This window comes from Nocardia sputorum, from assembly GCF_027924405.1.
Lineage (GTDB): Bacteria > Actinomycetota > Actinomycetes > Mycobacteriales > Mycobacteriaceae > Nocardia > Nocardia sputorum.
On sequence record NZ_AP026978.1, the window covers coordinates 5391151 to 5411596 of the forward strand.

Annotated in this window: 15 protein-coding genes; 3 read left to right on the forward strand and 12 right to left on the reverse strand. The window is 68.2% G+C overall.

All coding sequences use genetic code 11. The features are described 5' to 3' along the window. Nucleotides 1–107 precede the first annotated feature (107 nt). Nucleotides 108–1175: a hypothetical protein gene (locus QMG86_RS24380; protein WP_281875000.1), complete on the forward strand. Its 1068-nt coding sequence runs from the start codon at nt 108–110 to the stop codon at nt 1173–1175. 456 nt (nt 1176–1631) lie between these two features. Here the strand turns inward: QMG86_RS24380 and QMG86_RS24385 are convergent, their stop codons facing one another. From QMG86_RS24385 to QMG86_RS24420, 8 genes are all read right to left on the reverse strand, one after another. Further along, nucleotides 1632–3548, reverse strand: coding sequence for a type VII secretion target (locus tag QMG86_RS24385; protein WP_281875001.1), 1917 nt, complete (start codon nt 3546–3548; stop codon nt 1632–1634). Nucleotides 3549–3694: 146 nt separating this feature from the next. Continuing rightward, on the reverse strand, nt 3695–6265 hold the full coding sequence (locus QMG86_RS24390; protein WP_281875002.1) for a hypothetical protein: 2571 nt from the start codon (nt 6263–6265) through the stop codon (nt 3695–3697). Between the two features lie 7 nt (nt 6266–6272). Continuing rightward, complete coding sequence (locus QMG86_RS24395; protein ID WP_281875003.1) at nt 6273–6593, reverse strand: hypothetical protein; 321 nt, start codon at nt 6591–6593, stop codon at nt 6273–6275. A 36-nt stretch (nt 6594–6629) separates the two neighbouring features. Further along, nucleotides 6630–7013: a hypothetical protein gene (locus QMG86_RS24400; protein WP_281875004.1), complete on the reverse strand. Its 384-nt coding sequence runs from the start codon at nt 7011–7013 to the stop codon at nt 6630–6632. After that, nucleotides 7010–7735: a hypothetical protein gene (locus QMG86_RS24405; RefSeq protein ID WP_281875005.1), complete on the reverse strand. Its 726-nt coding sequence runs from the start codon at nt 7733–7735 to the stop codon at nt 7010–7012. Before QMG86_RS24405 ends, QMG86_RS24400 begins: the two co-directional genes overlap by 4 nt. Further along, entirely contained in the window at nt 7735–8070 is a 336-nt protein-coding gene (locus QMG86_RS24410; protein ID WP_281875006.1) for a YbaB/EbfC family nucleoid-associated protein, read from the reverse strand. The genes QMG86_RS24405 and QMG86_RS24410 overlap by 1 nt, the downstream gene beginning before the upstream one ends. A gap of 22 nt (nt 8071–8092) precedes the next feature. Then, a complete protein-coding gene (locus tag QMG86_RS24415) occupies nt 8093–9562 on the reverse strand; it encodes a PPE domain-containing protein (RefSeq protein ID WP_281875007.1) in 1470 nt (489 codons plus the stop codon). 39 nt (nt 9563–9601) lie between these two features. Next, nucleotides 9602–11224 (reverse strand): hypothetical protein, encoded by a 1623-nt coding sequence (locus QMG86_RS24420; protein ID WP_281875008.1) that lies wholly within the window; start codon nt 11222–11224, stop codon nt 9602–9604. Between the two features lie 1433 nt (nt 11225–12657). Here QMG86_RS24420 and QMG86_RS24425 point away from each other — a divergent pair. Next, nucleotides 12658–13710, forward strand: coding sequence for a C40 family peptidase (locus QMG86_RS24425; RefSeq protein ID WP_281875009.1), 1053 nt, complete (start codon nt 12658–12660; stop codon nt 13708–13710). Nucleotides 13711–13840: 130 nt separating this feature from the next. Here QMG86_RS24425 and QMG86_RS24430 read toward each other — a convergent pair whose 3' ends face one another. Further along, nucleotides 13841–14782: a transglycosylase SLT domain-containing protein gene (locus tag QMG86_RS24430; protein WP_281875010.1), complete on the reverse strand. Its 942-nt coding sequence runs from the start codon at nt 14780–14782 to the stop codon at nt 13841–13843. 312 nt (nt 14783–15094) lie between these two features. Between QMG86_RS24430 and QMG86_RS24435 the strand changes: the two genes are divergently transcribed. Then, nucleotides 15095–15241, forward strand: a complete 147-nt coding sequence (locus QMG86_RS24435; RefSeq protein ID WP_281875011.1) for a hypothetical protein — start codon at nt 15095–15097, stop codon at nt 15239–15241. A gap of 230 nt (nt 15242–15471) precedes the next feature. On the opposite strand, the gene QMG86_RS24440 is transcribed toward QMG86_RS24435, so the two are convergent. From QMG86_RS24440 to QMG86_RS24450, 3 genes are all read right to left on the reverse strand, one after another. Further along, nucleotides 15472–16608, reverse strand: coding sequence for a phage tail tip lysozyme (locus QMG86_RS24440; RefSeq protein ID WP_281875012.1), 1137 nt, complete (start codon nt 16606–16608; stop codon nt 15472–15474). A gap of 448 nt (nt 16609–17056) precedes the next feature. After that, the gene (locus QMG86_RS24445) at nt 17057–17917 is read right to left on the reverse strand and encodes an NlpC/P60 family protein (RefSeq protein ID WP_281875013.1); all 861 of its coding nucleotides are present in this window, start codon (nt 17915–17917) and stop codon (nt 17057–17059) included. Nucleotides 17918–18000: 83 nt separating this feature from the next. Continuing rightward, entirely contained in the window at nt 18001–20412 is a 2412-nt protein-coding gene (locus tag QMG86_RS24450; RefSeq protein WP_281875014.1) for a hypothetical protein, read from the reverse strand. Between the last annotated feature and the right edge of the window lie 34 nt (nt 20413–20446).

Genomic DNA, 20446 nt, shown 5'->3' on the forward strand with positions numbered 1-20446 from the left:
GACAATGGGTGTGACTTCTGGAAGGCGGTGGCGACGGTATGGCCCCAACGGCAGCGGAGACCAAAGCCAAAAAAGCATCGGCGCTGGCGTCCAGCCCTCTGGCCAGTGTGGCCTCCGAGGTCAAGCATTTCTGGCCGGTCGACCTGCATTGCCCGCCCGGAGCCTCGGAGGGGCTGCGCGCCTATATCGCGATGGCGGACACGGCCATTCAGACCGCCGTAGACCTACTCGGCCGCGGCATGACCACTCCCCCGCCGAAAGTCTCCGACCTGCTCGAGCCCGAATTCTACAAAGCGCTCGGCAAGGGCGAGGCGGACGACGAATACCGCAAGACGATCGACAAGGTCGAGGCCAGGCAACTGCAGTTGCTGCAGATGGACGACAAGGTGGTCAAGACCTCTGTCACGGTGGCCGCCGAACAAGTGTCGGCGCTGCGGTCCATCAAAACCATCGTGGCCGAGCTCAACACCAAGCTGAAGGCCGCGGGCACCGGCAAACTGAAGCCCGCGCAGGAGCTTCCGTTGCTCGAGGCGGTCGCCGCCGCCGTGGAGGCGGTGTACGACAAAGTCACCGCGATCGCCGACCTCAACGAGGATATGGCCAACGGCAAAGGGAACGGCAACTCGAACGGCGGCGGCCAGAACGCCGGGGGCGGCACGGCCGGTGGCACCAGCGGCGGCGGTGGCGGCGGTGACGGTGGCCTTTCCTCGCTGCTGCCGATGCTCGCGATGCTGCCGATGGCCGCGATGCCGCTGATCTCCCAGATACCTGAGATGTTGCAGAACGCCGAAGAGGACAAGGCGAAGAAGGCCGAGGAGAACCAGAATCACGGGGCCCCGGGTCAGCCCGGGCAGGCGCCGCCGCCCGGCAATCAAGGCCAGCCCGCGGCCGCGCCGCCGCAGGGCGATCCGAATGCGCAACCGGCCGCCGCGCAGCCGGCCGCCGCGCAGCCGGAAACCGCGCCGCCCGGCGGCATCACCGCGGCACCGGCAGCCAATACCGCGCCGCCCGCCGAGCAGGATGGAGCTCCGGCCGCTACCGCGTCACCCAGCGTGATCCCGGCTCGGCGGACCAGGGACGGTTCCGCGACCGCCCGGACGGGCAGCGAGACCGCTCAGGAGGCGGAGGCCGAGGGCGAACCGACTCCGGAAGAAACGCCCGTCATCGAGGCGTAGCCGCGTCGAGCCGCCGTCGGAGAGCACTCGAAGAGGTCGAGTCCGTCGGCGGGTTCGGCATGTCGAGGCTCGGCTGCCACGCTCACCGCGTGCATCGATCACCCGATCGGGTACCGGCAGCCCGGTAGCAACGTGGTGCCGCCGTGCGGATCGCCCGCTCTATCAACGCTGCCGAATCGGCGGCGGTGACCGTGCGCATGATGTGCGCTCTCGTACACGATTGCGGTACCCAGTAGCCGTCCGGGGCCGGAATCCCGCCGAACCTGGTGAACGGCCGCCACGCTCCGGTCAGTGTCCGTGGACCAGCCCGAGGCGATGTGTGGTCCCCAGGCAATGGCCCGACTCCCCGGAAGAACCCTCAGCGACAGACCTACCGACGTCCGGCACGCGGCGCGGCGGGATCGCACCCACCACGCCGCGCCCGGATCAATGAAATGACCTACGCTCGTGGCGCTTTCACGACTGCTCCGGAGGCGCCACCGGCGGCGGGGTCGAAGGCGCGGCCACGACGGTGGGCGGCGGTCCTCCGGCGACCTCCGGCGCGGTGACCGAAGGAACCACTGCGGGCGGGGCGACACGCTCGGGCTGCACGGCGGTGGACACCGGCGCCGGCGTCGAGACGAACTGTGGATGCAGCGTGACCTGTTCGTGGGCGTAGACGGCGTCGCGCAGGGTCTGCCTGCTCGTCTCGTTCGCCAGCAGCAGCACCAATTCGTTGCAACGCCGCTCGAAAACCATGCTACGCAAGGGGGATGCCCCTTCCAGCCGCAGCTGCCCGATCTCCACCCGGCCCACGTCGACCCGCTGCCCCAGCATCGAGGCCGCCAGGAGATCGTCGGCGTCCCGCAGTTCGTCCCACAGCTCGCGCGGCACCGGCCTTCCGGCTTGCAGCTCGGCGAGAATCCGTTCCCGGACCCGGCGCGAAGTCGCGGCTTCGACGGGCGCCGGTCCGGAGCGCCCGACCTGCCCGTGGGCGTCGAGGGCCAGTTCCACGCACCGCGATCGCACCTGCGCGTCGGGTACCGACGAGACTTGTTCCAGGCCGGCGATCGAACCGGCAAGGCCGAGCCGGTCGGCCGTATCCGGGGTGAACTCGCGCAGATCGACGTCATAGGACGGAGCGACGAGCCCCTCCATCGCGGCTTCACCGAAGCGGTTGCGCAACCCCGGATCGATCGGGCCGGAGGACACGAGGGCAGACAGACTCGCGTTCGCCTTCGCACCCCAGGCCAACCCGAATTCCGCCAGAACCCGGGCCGGATCGGTGACTCCTTCCCACGGCGATCCGGCGCCGTCGTCGGCGGCGAGCAACTCGTCCCAGTTCCACGGCGTGGAAACCTCACGTGGCAGGAACAATCCGGCGGGCAACCACCCGCGTCCTTCGTTCGACGTGATGAAGACACCCGTTCCACCGGGACCCCGCATCACCGAGACGGCCCAGGCCATGCCCACCGGGGAGTCCACCGCGGCGAGCACGCTCCCGAGCAGCGTCCTGGCCAGCACGAGATCGTCGTTCACCTGGCCGCCCACCACGTACGCGGGTTCGGCCTCCTTGTCCTTCGCCGACGCCACGGCGGCGGCGAACGGGCTCGCCACCGGCATCGGCATGGGCGGCAGGTCCGACCGGCCCGTCGCGCCGGTGGGCGGCTGCGTGGCGCCTCGATCGTCCGGGGCCCCGTTGAGCGGGCCGACCCCGGCGGGCGGCATGCCGGCCGCCGACGGCGCTGTCACGCCGGTGCTCGACGGGCCACCCGGTGTCGTCGTTCCCGTCGCGTTCGGCGTGCCGGTGCCGTTGGTGCTCACCGGGTCCGTCGACGCGGCGGTCGCGCCGGGCACGCCCGCTCCGGTCGGGGACGCCTCGCCGGGTTTGCCTTGCGAAGCGGCGAGCGGGTCGGTCTGCGTGGCGTCGGGGGCGGCCGAATCGCGACCGGAGGAAGCGGGACCGGCCGTCACCGGGCCGGCATCGGGCGACGAACCGGGCGTGGACACGGACGGTGTCGTGGGGCGGTCCGTGCCGAGCGGATCGGGCGAGCTTCCCGGCACCGGAGACGGTTGATCGGTGAGGCCGGCCACCTGCCGGATGTACTGGGCGAAATCGTCGTCGGATTGCTCGTAGGCGTCCGCGGACGCACGCAACGACTCCGCGGTGCGATCGTGTTCACTGGCCAGCGCCTCGCCCGCGCGCTGCCGTGCGTCGTAGTATCGCTCCAGCGCTTCATAGACCGGGTAGGCGATCTTGCCGTAGGTGGGCAGGAAGTTCGCCAGCCAATCCGTCGGCGGTTTGGCCCATTCCCTGGTGTCGGCGGCGACCCGACTGTGTTGGTCGGCCAGCTGACGCAAAACCGCAGGGTCGATTTCCATGCTGTTCGGCATGCTCGATCAGATCCTTTCCCACCACACGTCCCCCTATTGTCGATCCTTCCCAGGAATGGGGAGCGCGGTGCGGTCACCCGAATCTGCACTTGCGCAGCGGCATCGGGTGGCGACGCTTCTCGACGATGGCGGTGTCCAGCTACTGATCAGCGGCCTGGCCCCGCGGTGATGGTCGGGCGGCGCGGCGGAGCCGCGGCGGGCGCGGGAGCCGGTGCGACGAAGCCTGGATGACCCACGATCTGCGTGTGCGCGTACATCGCGTCGCGCAGCGCCTGTCGTGTCGCCGCCTCCGCCAGCAGCAGCACGAGTTCGTCGCAACGCCGTTCGAAGACCATGGCGCGCAGGCCGCTCATCTCCGACGCGTACCGGCCGTCACCTTGGTCGGCGCGCAACTCGCCCAGCGCGACCCGCGAGACATCGGCGCGCCGCGACAGCATCGTCGCGGTGAGCAGATCGTCGGCATCCCGGAGCTCCTCCCACCACTCCTGTGGCACTTCCCGGCGCTGCCGCAGCGCGCCGAGGATCCGCTCGCGTGCCGCGGGCGCTCCCAGCGCGGCCGGGGAACCCAGACCGGCGCTGCGCACCCGAACGTGCGCGTCGGAGGCCAATTCCCAGCATCGCAGCCCGATCTCCGACTCCGGCGTGGCCGCGGCCCGCTGCACCAGCGCCGGGGCCGCCACCAGTTCGAGGCGGTCGACCAGACTGGGTCGCGGCGCGCTGAAATCCATCGCCGACGAGGCGGCCACTTCCCCTTCGATCGGCACCTCGCCCAACTGCCGTCGCAGTTCGGCGTCGATCCCTTCGGAGGAGACGACGGCGGTCAGCCGAGCACCGGACTTGCGCCCCCAGGCGAGGCCGAACTCGGCCAGCACGCGCGCGGGGTCGGCGACGCCCTCCCACGCGCTTTCGGCCACCTCCCACACCCACGGCGTGGACATCTCACGCGGCAGGTACAACCCGGCGGGTATCCAGCCGCGTCCCTCGTTCGAGGTGACGAACGCGGTGATCCCGCTCTGGTGGCGCATCACCGACACCGCCCACCCGAGTCCGAGGACCGCGTCGCCGCCCGCGGCCAGGACGCCCGCGAGCAGCGTGCGGGCCAGCACCAGGTCCCCGTCCACTCGCGCGCCCAAAACGAACGCGGGAGCCGCCGCCGAGGTCATGGCCGCACCGACGACATTGCGCATCGAATCGTCGCTGTCGTCCGCCTCGTCCTTGCCCGCGTCCGCGCGCTGCTCGGTCCGCTCGGGCGGCTGTGTCTTGCCCACCGCGCCCGCGCCGGGGGGCGGTCCCGCGCTCACCGCCGTGACCTTGGGCGCGGCTGCCGGTCCGCGCGATTCGCCGGGTGGAACCGTGGTCTGCTTCGCCTGCACTTGCGGCGGAACCGAGCCCGCCTGTGCCGCTGGAGCGGAGACCGCCGGTCCGGACGGACTGCTCGGGGCCGCCGCCGCGGCGGCGGGCGCCGGTGCCGGTGGCGCCAGGTAACCCGGCGTCACCCCGGGCGGAGGAAGGACGAAGGGCGGTGCCACCGACGCCGCCGGGTCGGCCGCGGACACAGAGACATCGGTGATCCGCTCGGGTGCCGCGGCGTCGTGCGTTTCCGCCACCGAAGCGGTGGTGGAGCGGTCATGGGTTCCGGACTCGGCCTCGTCGGCCGAGACATCCGAGCCTCTTCCGTGCGGATCCTGCGCGTCCGAACCGGGCGCATCGTGGTCACCGCCGTCCGCAGGGGCTCCCTGATCCGATGCGATGGGCTCGGTATCCGTGAGCTGTCCGCGAGGCGGGCCGCCCGCGGCGGTCAAGCCGGGTCCCGCGTCGGAGGTTCCGCCGGGCGTATTGCTCACGGGGACGGTCGTCGTTCCGCCGGGCGGGTACTGGCCGGGCACCGGGCCCGTAGCCGGAGATTCGGTCGAAGTGTCCTGGCTCGTGCGGGGATCCGGCTGCCGCCCGACTTCGTCTCCGGGCGACGACGGGTCGGCGGTATCGACGACCGGCTGCTCGTCCACGTTCTCCGGGAACACCACAACGGGCGTATCGTCCTTCGGCCGATCGGTCCGCGGCGATCCGTTGTGCCGTGGATCGCCGGAGTGGTCGGTCGCGGGCCGGTGCTGTCCCCGGTCGTCTCCACCGTGGTCGTTTCCGCTGTGGTCGTGCGCATTACGATGGCCCGGCTCCCAGGGCCCCGGCTGTCCCAGCGCGTCGGCGATCAAGCCCAAACTGGGCAGCCCCTGGGGGCTGATCGAATTGAGCGCCGCCCGGACGACATCCTCCACGTCTTCCCTCGCGGCGGCGATCATTCCGGGAATCCGGCTGCGGATGGCCTGAGCGTCGGATTCGTCGTCCTCCGCCGCGGCCGCGCGCTTGGTCGCGTTGACCCGCGCCGTAGCCTCCTCGACGATGTCGAGGATCTTGTTGCGGGTCCGGTACACCAGGTCGGAGAAGTCCCGGAAAGTATCCGCCGCGGCCTCCAGCGCGTCGGCGAATGCCTGCGGGTTCATCCGCTGGCGCACCATATCGTCCTTGACCGGTTGCAGCCCGGCACTGGAACGGGCCCGTTCGTCGAATTCGCGTCGTCTGCGGTCTGCGTCGAGCAGGTCCAACGCCCCCGCACCGTCCCGCGCGAGACGTTCCAGCGCACTCCAGTCCCCCGGCGAGATCGCCGGCCAGTTGTCGCCGACGATGGCGTCCCAGTACGGACTGTCGCGCTCCGGTTCCATCAGCGAGTCAGACGAACTCGGTACGGCTGCGCACCGCCGCGGCGCCCGCACGATCGGCGTCACCGTGGGTGTACGACACTTGGGCGGTGACCGCTGTCGTCGCGTCCACACGGCGGCCGTTGGCCCGCACCGCACGCTCGAACGTGGTCTTGATCCACTGCGTGTGCGCCACCAGTCGCCGATCGATCTCCGATTCCGGTCGCCGTGGCGCGACGAAACCACCGCTGATCTGCTGGACTTGGCCGCCGACCGTGGTGATCGCGGTCCGGAACTTCTGCGCGGCGGCGACGACCTCGTGCGGATCGTCGGTATCGAATTTGTCGGTCATGTCGCTGTCCTGTCTCGCCGTTGCGGCGGTCGGCACTCAGGTGTCGCGTCGGAACTCGGCTTCCTCCATGGCGCGATACGACGCCTCGGTCGGAAGGTCGAACGAATCGATCGTGTAGGAGCGGGTGCCCTTGTACTCCATCTCCGCCCGCAGACCCACGCGCGACTTCGCGTGCGCCAGCCGCGCGAGCTTGACGATCTGCGACGCCAACCACTCGTCGCCGTTCTCGCGGGCGTCATCGGTGAGGTACAAGCCGATGATCTCGCCATCCCGGTCGCATCCGACGCCGACGGTGTGGTCGGGGTTGAACACCTCGTAGGTCATCTTCCGCCAGTCCGGCGCGACGGCTTCCCGCTCGTCGACCTCATCGACATCGTCGACGTCGTAATCGTCCATGTGGATCGGATGTATGTCGGTCATCGGCTGCTCTCCGAGAATCGTTCACCGGGCTGCGGATTGATCAAGTAGTCGGCGTCGTCGGTCATGGATTCCAGGCGCTCGGCAAGCGCGGACCAGGCGGCGTCCTCGATGCGCATGATCTGGCGCATCTGCCAGAACCGGGCCCCGAGGTACAACTCGCCGGTGCCGTCCGGGGCCACGTCGAGATGGTCGGGGCCTTCCGTGGCGGGGTTCAACGTCACCGCCGTCACCGGCGGCCGGGTGTCGTCGACGTTCACCAGCGTCGCGCCGCCGCCCGGGATGAAACTCTGCCGCAGCCTGGCACTGCTGCCGATCGCGACGCCGGCGCTGTTGGTGGTGATGGTGACCTCCGGATTCAACAGCAGTTGCAGCACCCACGAGCGGGCCGTCTGCTCAGGATGGTCGGCGTTGATCGCGATCGTCAACGTCGCGGCCAGGTCGATCACCAGGACCGCGTCGGTAGTGGTGACACCGGCGATCACCAGACGGCGGGCGGTGCCCGTCGGATACGGCAGGTCGTCGGCGGCCAGGGACACCACGTCCGCGCCGGCGCCGCCACCGGTGGCGGGATGCGCGGAGACGGTTCCGGTGGCGACATCGATCGTGTAGGCGACGATGATCTCCGAGATGCCGTCCGCCACCCCGGCCAGCCGGACCAGCCCCTCGTCGTGCAGCCACCGCACCGTATCCGCGACGGTGACCTCCGGTGCGGGCTCGGTCATCAGGCCTGCCCCGAAGCGGTGCCGACCGGCTCGTCGGCGTCGATGGGGTTCTCCATGACGCTCTGATACTGCCGCGCCGCGTCGGCGGTGCTCTCCCGGATCGCGGCCATGATCTCGGTGACCAGTTCGGGGCAGGTGAGCCGGTCGGCCGTGCCCGGCGCGAGGTAGAGATCGGTCAGCCTGCCCATCGCGTCGACCTCCGGGATGACCGCGCCGCTGGGCGACGGCCTGCGGGCGCGAATGTTGTCGATCTTCTCTCGCATCTCGGCGATCCGGTGCCGCAGATCCCGGGCGGCGTCCAAGGCCGCCTGCACGTCCGGGTGGATGGAACTCACGACGCCACCTCGCTGCGCTCACTCATGCGTTACCTCCGGGTTGGGAAGGGGTTTGATTGCTCGGCGCGGGCGTCGGCGGCGTCACGGTCGGGGCAATGGTCGGCCGTTCACCGATCACCGCTTCGGTGTGCGGCGTGTCGTCCACGTACATCAAGCGGTCGGGATGCCACGCCACGACGCGGTTGCGGTCGTTGTTGCCACCCGAGTTGCCCATGCCGGGCGCCATCGGCATGTACGGCATCATCGGCGATCCGCCGCGCGCGGCGGCGGCGTTGGCCGCCGACGACGTACCGAGAGGTTCGATCACCGGTGTGCGCGGCATGCCCGAACCCAGGCTGGCCGCGGCGGCCACCGGCAAGGCGCTCGCCGCCGCAACGGTTTCCGCTTCGACATCCGGGATGCCGAGGCCAGGACTGCCTGCGGGCATCCCGCTCGGGCTGCCCGTACCGAGTCCGCTGGGGATGCCGAGGTCGTCGTAACCGTAGTCGTCGAGGCCGTAGTCGTCGTAGGCGTCCGACGTATCCGACTGTCCGAGCTGACTCAGCGGCATCCCGGCCGAAGCCATCGCGCTCATCAGGGCGGGCAGCATCTGGGTCAACGCGCTGCTGTCACCGCTGCCGCTGCCCTTTCCAGCGCTTTCGCTGGTTCCTTCGCTCGCGCCCACCTTCGAGCCGACCTCGGTGGAGTAGCCGGTGATCGTCTCCGCCGAACGCGCGTTCTGCTCGTTGAACTTCGCCAGGGCGGCCTGGATGCCGACCTCGTTCTTGGAGCGCATCGCCGCGATGAGCTCCTTGCGCGCGGCGATGATCTCCTCCGGCGTGGGGTGTTTGGCTTTCGCGGTCCGGAATGCGTCGCTGTAGGTATCGATTCCGTCGGCCAGCATCCCGAGGCCGAGGCCGAGCTGGTCCAGCCACCCGCGGCGCTGGCCGAGCTCCGCTGCGGCCGCGGAGCCGACCGGTTCCCAGTTCTGCATCGACTTCGCCGCCGAGGTCACGCCCTCGATCGCCGCGAGATGCGGACCGCCGGCGAACTTGCGCAGCGCGTCCGCGAATCCCTTCGCCGCACCCGGTCCGGGGCCCGAGTGCAGCTGCTGCGCGAACGTCAACGGGTCGACCGCGCCGCCCGCGGCAGGGAACCGCAGACCGGGCGGGCGTCGTTGGCCGATCTCCTGCACTTCGCCGACCGGGTTGGCGAGGAGTTCACCGCCGCTGCCGTTGATGGTCCGAGCGCCGTCGTCGTCGGCCGCGGTGTAATCGGCGGCGGCCGCGCCGATGTTGTACGCGGTCCGCTGGATATCGGTGAGAACGCCCGCCATCCCGTTGAACAACGACGCGGCCTGCGCGTTGAGTTGCGGCACCGCGGCGGCGGAAATCGGGTCAGCCCCCGCGGGCACGACCCAACCCCCAGGCATCGCCGCGCCGGTATCGCGCGCCATCGCGGCGAGTTTCGACGCCGCAGCGACGAGTTCCTGCGGATCCACCTTCAGCGCCATCGCGACCTCCTCTCCTCATCTGCCGCACTGCTCGCGCGATCAGCCCGCGGGTGTCGCGACAACCGGCATTGCCGCGGCCGCGGACTGATCGGCCGACCCCGGCGTACCCGAGGGCGCGCCCCCGTCCGCCGGCGCGGTCACTTCAATGCCGTTCGGGTGCGCGAAGCCCTCGAAAGTGTTCGTCTCCGACGCGATCTCGGGCATCTTCGGGTCGAAGGGCTTCAGCTCGCCCTTGACGATGACCTCCAATGTGCCACCTTGGTCGGAAGGGAACACAACCAGGATCGCGGTCGAGTTCGTCCACGTGGCGACGTCGCCGGTCATCAGCTGGTAATCACCCACACGTTGGCCGATCTGCTTCTTGTCCGACCACTTCGCCGGCGTCTTCTCGTATGCCTTCTGCCCGTCGGTGCTCGCGTGGTTGCCGAACGCCGCGTCGAGGACTTGGGCGACCATGGCGGACACCTTCTGCGTACGTCCGTCGGGGAAGGTGTAGGTCACGCTGCCGTCCGCGTCCGGTGTTCGTCCGGGCGCGACCGCGGGCTGGGTGGACGTCGTGCCGGTGGGGGCCGTGGCGTGCTGCGTCGCCGGGGCCGTCGTGGACGGCTGCGCGACGGCGGGCTGGGCCGTGACCGGCGGCGCGACCGGCGGCGGGGCCACCGCATCGAGCTCGTCGTCGTAGCGGCTCGGGTCCAGGTCCCTGCGGCGACTGTTCAAGTCCTGGTCGGCCATGTTCCGCATCATCGCCTGCTGCATCATCATCGGCAGCATGGAACTCATCAGGTCCATGCCGGAGCCCATCGGTGACGTGGCGGGGGTCACCGGCACGCTCGGCGTGGTGGGTGTCGTCACGCCCGGCGTGGTCCCGCTGGGGTCGAGGCTGCTCGGCGTCTGGCCGGTCGAGCCGGGGCTGCCGGGGGTGTCCAGATCGGGCAGCGTCGTACTGGGACTCGTCGGATCGTCGAGACCGTCCAGGCCAGGGGGGAAGTCACTGTTGTCCACGGCGGGGGGGACAGTCGGGTCGGTGACACCGGGAGTCGTCGGCCAGTTCGATGTGTCGACGGGAGGCGGAGTGCCCGCCGGGTTGTTCGCCGCCGCCTCCAGCTTCTTTATCTGATCTTGTAGTTCCTTGATCATCTTGGTCTGATCATCGATGTCCCTGGCCACGCCGCTCTGCCCCTGCCTGACGGTATCTATCTCGGTAGCAAGGGAATCGTTGGCGGCCGTCACCCAAGTCAAGATGAAACTGTCGATCTGTATGCCCTGGGGCGGTGCGGTAGGCGCCATCGCCACAATTTTCTCGTCGATCACCTTGTTGGTCACCTGCTGTCCCGCCTCGGACCATTTTCCGGATTCTCGTATCGAGTTCACCAGTTCGGTGACGTTGCTGTTCAGGTCGCTGTACGACCGCTTCAGTTGCACCGCCACTTCCGCGTAGTTCGTGAAACTGCCGATATTCGCAGGGGCGACCTGTGGCACATCCGGGGCTTTGGGGGGATCACTCTTCGAATCTTTTCCGAGACTCTTCCAGATCCCATCGAAGTTTTGATACAGGCTCTTGAAGCAGGAATCGGTGAAAACCGAGAAGACCCATTCGGCCGGATAATTGCCCTCCTGGATCTTCTTCCGGTCGGGCATCAGCATCGGGTGCATGTCCACCATAGAACTGCCCCTCAGCTAGTGCTGAATGTTGTCGATGCATTGAGTGGCTTGGTCGGCAACGTCGCCGGATATGACTGCCCTTGTCCCGGGGCCGACCCCGGACCCCCGGAATGCCCGGCGCTCGAAAGACCGGCACCTACGCCGGCACCGGCCAACCAACCGCGAGCCGCATTCAAGGACGCGCCTCGCGCGGTCCATGCGGCTCCGACGTTCGCGGCCGGGTTTCGAACAGCCGGGTGAATCGCACCGTCGAGCATCCGCCTCGCCAGATTGCGCCCACCCAGCGTCGCGAACGCACCCCGGGCGGCACCACCGGCCCCGCCTCCGAGCAATGCCAAGGCGCCGGATTCGGCGCCATTACTCGCTGCCTCGCCCCAGTCGCCAGTGGCGAAGCCGTCCCACAGCGTCTCCGACAGGAAGGCCCCCGCCGAAGCGCCTAACGCGGTGCCGACGCCTGGAATGGGAATAAGCGACCCGACCGCGCCACCAGCAACGGTGGCAGTTGTGGTCAACGCGAACTTGGCGACATTCGTCCAAGGAATACCGAAGAAGCCCATGAGATCACCTCCCGGTTGCTAGGCGGCACGCCGGTGCGCGGCGGTCGACCGGTCATCACTTGCGTCCATTGCGGCCGACACCACCTGGGTCAGAGGCTCGCAAGGCTCGTGCCTCACCACGGCAAAGTCCGCCTTTCGATCGAACTCCCCATCGTCGAACGGAGCGGGTGTACGCGACGATCGACCATGAGTGAGACCTACTTTCGACGTCTTCATTGTCGAGGCTTCCCAACTGCGGGAAGCGCGGCGCTGGCAGAACCGGGGAGGCCGGTCCGGATCCATCTACACTGACATGCGCGAATTGTCCAGGCTGCCAGATCAGTTCACAGCGACTTGTGAGGACGGGTTGGATGAACGTCTGCGACCCATTGCTCGAACCTACCGCTCGGGCATCCTCCACCTGCCGACGGCACCGACAACCGGGGGACGATCATGACCTCTGCTGAAATCTGGCCCACCGAGGTCGAGGTAGCAGCGCAAGAGCCGGAAACGGCGGAAGATCAGCAGACCGGCCCGGCGACGCCGTGGTCGAGCCGGCCGGATCAGCAGCGGTCACGGCCGGGTACGGGCGTACCGGGACAACCGGCTGTTTCCGCTCCGCCGGGGCAAGTGGGCGCTCCGGCACCCGGTCAATCCAATGGCGCCGGGCAGTCGAATCCGTCCAACTCGCCGGGTGTTTCGGGTTCGCCTGTGCCTGGTCAGGTCGTGCCTGGTCAGGCGGGTCAGCCGGGTGGTGTGCCGGGTCAGCCTGGTGTGGGTGTGCCTGGTGGGCCGGTGCCGGGTGGTCCGGGTGGTGTGGTGGCTCCGCGGGTGGAGTCGGCGCCGGGTCGGGGTGGGGGTGCGGGTCGGGAGGAGGAGCGGGAGCCGGAGCCGTTGGTGGATCCGGAGGTGGTGGCGGGTGTGCTGCCGATGGCGGGGATGATGGCGATGGGGATGTTGCCGATGATCGCCTCGGCGTTGGCGGGTTTGGGTGGTGGGGGTGATGGTGGGGGTTCGGCGCCGGTGGCCTCGGGTGTGGGGAGTGATGGTTCGGGTGCGGTCGCGGGGGGTATGTCGCCGGAGGCGGCGCGGGCGATGGATGTGTTGAAGCAGTTGGAGGGGGTGTACGGGGAGGGGGAACCGGTTGATCCGCAGGCGCGGGAGTTGCCGCAGCAGTCCGGCGGTGTCTCGGGTAGTGGTGCGACGACGCGGGCGATTCGGGCCAAGCGGTTGTTCCAGCGCAACGCGGCGAAGGCGTTCAACAATGTGGACAACCAGTTGGTGTCGTATGTCCAGGGTTTGAAGGGGTCGAACAAGGTCGACAAGAAGGCGATCATCAAGCTGGTGCGTGAGGTGAACGTGGCGTTGGCGGAGTTGGGGCCGCAGGCGTACACGAAGGCCGGGCAGCAGAAGGTGCATCAGATCCTGACCGCGGCGTTGCTGAAAGCGCAGTCGATCGTCTCCGGTGGCAGCGCCACCTCCAGTGACACCGCTGCCGCGATCAACCGGTTGACCAAGCAGTACCTGTACAACATCGCGGGCAAGAACTACACACCACCCACCGGCACCAACGGCAGCACCGGCGCGACCGGAGCCGCCGCCAAAGCCATCCAGGTGGCACTCGCCCAACTCGGCGACCCCTACGTCTACGGTGCGGAAGGGCCGAACGCTTTCGACTGCTCGGGCCTGATGCAATACGCGGCGGCAGCCGCCGGGGTCCGGATTCCCCGAGTCGCGGCCGACCAATACCGCACCCTGCCCAAGGTGAATCCGCGAGACATCAAGCCCGGCGATCTCATCTTCCCCTCGAGTTCGTTCAAGGGGCCGAACAATCCGGGCCACGTCATCATGTACATCGGCAACGGCATGTGTGTCGAAGCTCCCCGTACCGGCGGCCACGTCCAGTACCGGAAACTGCCCAGCAGTTACGCGGCCGCGCGGTGGGCGTGATCGGCAGTCGATCGCGCCCGGCGGACACCTCGCGCGAACGAAGCCTCGCGCGTGCCGCATTCTTCCGATCAGCTGGACCCGCGTGCGCTGCGTTCCCGGCCCGATCGGACGTGATTCGCCGCAACCGGCATCAATACCCCACGTACGAGCCGCCGCCGCGCATCTGCACGATTCCCGGCACATTGCTGACCGACCCGTAACGTTCGATGGCATACCGAACGCCCGCGACGATATTGTCCACCGGATTCCAGATATCACGATGCCCCGGAACGGAATACGCGTTGAACGTCGGATCGATCGTCTGCATCAGGCCTTTCGACGGAATTCCGGCCGCGGCGTTGCTGTCCCAGAGATTGATCGCGTTCGGGTTGCCGCCGGACTCGTGCTGGATGATCGCCGCGATGTCGGCCGGATCGATCTGGCGCGTGTCGTAGCCGTGCTGGCGCAACACCTGCAAGGCTTCGTTGATCCATTGCCCCTGTTGGCCGGACGGCCGCGAGCGTGGCGGACCGCCGCTGGGCCCGTGCACGCCGGAGTGCGCCGTGCGGCGGGGCCGCCGCGGCTGGACGGGACGCGACTCACGCAGGTAGCGGTCGGCCAGGGCAGCCACCCGATCGGCGGTGAGCACTGCCGCGGCCTGCCCCTGGCCGAGCACGGTTCCCGCCCGTTGCAAGGCGTTGTCCAAGGTGGAGATCACCAACTGCCTGCTCGCGTTGGCGTCCTGGACATTGCCGAGCGCGGTCAGGGCGGTGTTCACCTCGGCGATGATCGAGCCGATCGCGGCGCGTCCCTGCGTGCTGTTGTCCACCGCGCCGCCGAGGATGCGTTCCAACTCGGCGTTCATCGACTGTGTGGCATCGCCGTGGCGTGCTCGATTCAGATTGCTGTCGGCGTACCGGGAACCGAGCGCACCGTCCCACACGACGGGTCCGCTCGGCCGTGCCGCGTCGAGATCGGGCGGCGCGTACGGTTGTCCCGTCACGGCAGTCGGCGGGCCGTCACCGTATTGGGCGGCGATGGCCGCCAACGCGCCCATCGCCGCGGCCGCCATGGGCGTGGACGAGCCCCCCATGCCGAGCGCGTCCGAGCGCGGAACGGAGGTGGAACCCGAAGCCGGGGAAGTCGTCTCGGATGCCTGCGGTGCATTCTGCGCGCGCCCCTGAGCCGTCGCACTGGTCGGCGCCGCGGCAGCCGCACCTGGCTGTGGCCGCGGGATCGGGGTGGGAGCGCCGCGCGTCGCGGACTTGGCGGGGCGGTGCGGCGCGGTGGTAGTGGCGCTCGCGCGCACGTCGCGAGGATCGCCGGGATCATGGGGATCTCGCTCGGGGCCAGTACGATCCGTCGGAGCCATCAGTTTCCCCGATGCGCGCGGACACTACGCACGGTGACCACAGAGGCAGCCATGATTCACCTTCCGCCGGATGCCCCGGTACGCGCACTGCCGATCGCCGGACACGATCAGTGCGTGCTGGAGCCGGAGGAGTGCACAGCCGACGCGGCAGCGACGTCGCTATCCGCGCCGATGCGGTGAACTCATGCCGCCTTGCCCGGCTGTCGGCTCATCCGACTCGGAATGCCTCTTCCCCGGCACCCGCCCTGGAGCGTATCCGCAGCTTAACGTAAGTATCTCCGGAGCACGCCTATTCTGTTCCCGCTTACGGGAATACCGGGCGTCCCGCGTCCCGGCAGCGGCCGGGCGACAACCGCGAGGCGCCTTGGTGGGAAAAAGGCACCGAGCGACCGGGCGAAGGCCGGGCGGCGTCAAACGGCGACGTTGCGCATCGCCGAGGCGATGCTGTTGGCGTAGGCGATGCGCTGCCCTCTCGCCTCACCGGAGCTTCTTTCGTAATACTGATCGAAGACGGCCGCCGCGTAGGCGGGCGTCTGCGCGGCCCGGAGATATCCGTACGCGGTGGATTCGTTGCTGCGCAATTCGGCCATCATGAAATCGACCTGAGTCTTCCAGTCGGTGACCGGCTTACCGCGAGCTGCCGCGAATCGCTCCAGGGCCTGCCGTCGCCCACCCCGCCATTGGCACAGACCGATAGCGCCTTCGCCCGAGTTGTACGCGCTGGTCTTGAACCCCGACTCGACCTGAATATTGCCCACGATCCCCGCGGCCTGTGCGGGCGTGAGTCCGTGTTTCGAGATGAGGTAGCGATAGATGTCCGCCGGGTTGGCGTTCGAGCCCCCGGGAATGTTGTCGGCGCTGCCACTCGTGCCGTTGGTGCCGGTGGGTGGTGTGTAGTTCTTGCCCGCGATGTTGTACAGGTACTGCTTGGTCAACCGGTTGATCGCGGCAGCGGTGTCACTGGAGGTGGCGCTGCCACCGGAGACGATCGACTGCGCTTTCAGCAACGCCGCGGTCAGGATCTGATGCACCTTCTGCTGCCCGGCCTTCGTGTACGCCTGCGGCCCCAACTCCGCCAACGCCACGTTCACCTCACGCACCAGCTTGATGATCGCCTTCTTGTCGACCTTGTTCGACCCCTTCAAACCCTGGACATACGACACCAACTGGTTGTCCACATTGTTGAACGCCTTCGCCGCGTTGCGCTGGAACAACCGCTTGGCCCGAATCGCCCGCGTCGTCGCACCACTACCCGAGACACCGCCGGACTGCTGCGGCAACTCCCGCGCCTGCGGATCAACCGGTTCCCCCTCCCCGTACACCCCCTCCAACTGCTTCAACACATCCATCGCCCGCGCCGCCTCCGGCGACATACCCCCCGCGACCGCACCCGAACCATCACTCCCCACACCCGAGGCCACCGGCGCCGAACCCCCACCATCACCCCCACCACCCAAACCCGCCAACGCCGAGGCGATCATCGGCAACATCCCCATCGCCATCATCCCCGCCATCGGCAGCACACCCGCCACCACCTCCGGATCCACCAACGGCTCCGGCTCCCGCTCCTCCTCCCGACCCGCACCCCCACCCCGACCCGGCGCCGACTCCACCCGCGGAGCCACCACACCACCCGGACCACCCGGCACCGGCCCACCAGGCACACCCACACCAGGCTGACCCGGCACACCACCCGGCTGACCCGCCTGACCAGGCGCCGCCGCACCCGGCACGGTCGGACTACCAGGCACCCCAGCCGAACCCGGAACCCCGGCGTCACCGCCACCATTCGGCTGACCGGATCCTGGCTGACCTGCTCCGGGAGGCTGCCCCGTCCCGGGAGAAGGACTGCCGGGCGATCCCGGCACCCCACCCTGCCGCGGCCGCTGCTGATCGGGCCGGTTGGACCACGGCGTCACCGGTACCGGCGGCGCCTCGGCATCCTCGCCGGCTTCTATCTGGGGCTCTACCTCTGTTGGCGGCATCGCTTACTCATCACATCCCGCTGCCGAGTACTCGTTTCACCCGCACGTCGTTCACGCTCGGGATGCTCAGTTCGACGAATTCACCGGTCGTCGCATCGGTGGTGACGAGCCGCGTGTCACTGACCGCGATGCCGACCTGGGTCGGCGCGTTGTTTCGGTAATTCCAGAACACCAGATCGCCGGGCGATACCGCGACGGGATCCACTCGCTGGCCGCACGCGGCCTGTGCCGCAATGGTGTTCGGCAACACGACTACCGATGCTTCGCCGAGCTGTCCGCATGCCCGCCGCGCCGGAACGCTCGGCTGAACCGCGCCGTCCCCAACCGACGGCTGCGCCACCGCCGCCTCGGTAGTCGCGCATCGACCCGTTATCTGCGCGGCCGATGCCTGGTAGATCACAGATCTGGTGAACTCCGTGGCGCCGGCTCGGCTACCGGAGCCGGTGCCGGCCCCGCTCGCCGTCAGCTGTGCCAGAGCGAGCTGACGCGCACACTCCACACCGATGCCCCCGTTGACGTACAGCAAGGCAGGATCCTGGCGTGGCGCGTACTTCATCGCCGTGGCGCAGGCACGATCCCAATCGGAGGCGTGGGTGTCGTCCGGTGCGATGGTCAGCTCGGCGTACGGATTCGTGGTGGGAGTGGAGGTCGTTCCACCCACCGGTGCGCTCTTCGCGGTCGGCCGCGCCGCTGTCGTCGCGCGGCTGGGGGTCACTGTCTGCGAGGGGTCGGGCCCCACCGCACTGTCGCACTGATAGTGCAGGTCGGAGGCGATCGCCGACGTCGCGCCGCCGATGACCACTAGCAAAACCATCATCGACACGAGCAGGACGCCCACGCCCCCCAGCACTACCCATACCCAGATCGGCATGAGTACGAGCGTTAGAAGACGACCGATCATCGCGTGCCTCTCTGTGATATCTGCCCCACTGTCTTGCCCTTATCGAGGGATGATCAGCGGCCGCGCGGGTTCCTGAGGGGATTCAGGATCCGGTCCGGGATGTCGGGCAGCGGATTCGCCGCGGGGTCCGGCTGCGGGAGCGAGACAGCACCGGTGATATTGCGGCCCGCCTGCCATTGGTCGGTCTGGGCAGCTTTGTCGATTTCGGAACGCAGTCTTCGAATCCGATCGAAGTCCTGTGGATTCTCGGCGACCCAGTTGGTGGCCGCCTGGATCCGCAGCGCATGCTCGTTCGCGATCCACTGCCTCAACCTGTCCGCATCGTTCTGAGAGAGGTCCTGGCCATTGACCCGCAGCCGCGCGGCTGACGCGTCCCTGATCGGCCCCGATGCATGGGCCTGCAACGCATCAATCCATTCTCTGGTCGGATTGTCGATGTAATCCCTGCCGAGCTGGGCCAGTTCATCCGAAATTCGCACACCGCCCTGGTAATCACCTCGATACCGATCGACGCTGGCCTCCAACCCGTGGAACCTGGCCATCATCATTCTCGGATTCGTATGGAAGTCCCGCTCGAAGTGCTTGTGCGCCGCGACGACCCGGCCGAGGTGCTTCGATGCGAGCGGCTCGTCGTCCGCGTGCCGGATGATATCCGCGCGCGCGATCGTCGCCCGTTGTCCTCGAGTCCAACCGATACCGGCCATACGGAGGGCGTACTGCACGCTGCCCATCATGCCTGTCATATGCGCGACATTCTCCGCGGCGTAGGCGGCAGACCTTTCACTATTCCGGCGCGACCCGGACCTGGTTATCCCCTCCCGGGCATAATTGGCAGCAGCCACACGATCGTATGCCGAGGCGTGCGCGGCCTCCCTCAGGTCGCGAGTCCTCAGGCCCCTCGCTTTGTTCCTCTTGTCGATCTGGTCTACCCGGGAGAAAGGATTGAGGGGATTGAGGCGGCCACCGGCCATCCACGCCGTGACCGGCGAGCTGTTTATGGTGCTGATCGCGCCGAGCATGGCGAGCGGGGTCATCGAGTTGGCCGCGCCCGAGTTGCCCATGCCCAAACCCATACCCAATGGGGCGCCGCCAGCGGCACCCTGCGCCGTTCCGGGGTTCTGGATCGCCGCGCCGATGCGGTGGGTCACCCAATCGTTGGCCTCGTCGATATTCCTGCTCAGACGCCGCACCTGGACGATGGCGACGATCTCGACGCCCGCCCCGATCACGAACACCACCATGATCTGACCGTTCGCCGCTCGGAACAGACTGCCCAGCAACAGCTCGTAGATGCCGAGGCCGATGACGAAAAAGGCCATTTTCCCACCGGCGATGAAGCCGTGTACCACACAACGCACGGTGAATGTCTGCGTGGGACCGTAGATGTAGCCCCCGGCGGCGAACCCGAAGATCGACGCGAACCCGTAGTAGATGAGGTCGAGCGCGGCCCACATGATCTTGAAGGACAGGTACGCGGCGAAGGCCAGGAGAATGAGCGCGCACAGCAACAGCAGCAGTCCGGCTCCGATCTGACCGACGCTCGGATCCCCCATCGCGGCATACGCGGCGCTGTCACCGCACGACTTCATCCCGTTCCGCACCCGGTCTTCGCTGCCCGCCGCCATGCCGGCGGACCACGCAGCCCGGCAAGAAGGGTTGTTGTCCACTACGTGCCCGGTATTCCAGACCTGCAACCCGAGCCGGATGATATTGGTTGCCATGGTCGCTTGCAGCGTGCCGACCAACTGGTCCGGATTCGGGTTGTTGTCCCCGTTCAGACCCGCCGCGACCGAAAGCCCCACGTTACGGCCTTGCACCAGCACGCCGTGGTCGGACAACGCCTCCGCAAGCGGGTTGGTCAGGAAGAACACGCCCGCGATCGCGAAGGCAATCATCGTCACGACCTGTGCAACGGCCTTCGCGTATAAGGCGCGAACGATGAAATAGCCCACGAAGAACGCACCGATCGCAAGCGCCGTCGACGCCAGCAGCGGCGTCGCGATCTGCGCCGTCAGGTTGCGGGCCATCGCTTGCAGCGGCGCGCTGATCAGATTCAGCCACTGGAAGTCCAGCGCCTTGCCAGGCAGCCAGACCCCGGTGATCGTCAAGAGTTGCCATACCGCGAACAGCGGCATGAGGATGATCCACAGCGCGAAATTCCCGATGTTCAGCACTCCGCCGCGATCGACCACCAACATGTAGCTCGACACATTGACGCCATAGGAGTCCTTGACATTCATCCAGCTCGTCGCGCTGTTGGGAGCGGCCCCTTGGGTCGCTGTGCCTGTCTGCGCAATGGACACCGCGTGGACGAGGCCCGGGAAGACGAACAGCACGAAGAGGGCCACGACGATCCACGCGATTCGCCTACGACGGCGCGACGCGGCGATCCAAGCGCGGAATCGCCGGAACACCATCTGCGGTCGCCAACGGTCGGCGTCCCAGAACTGCGGTTCCCAAGGCATCCCGAAAGACTGTTCGGTGCGAATTCTGGAGCCG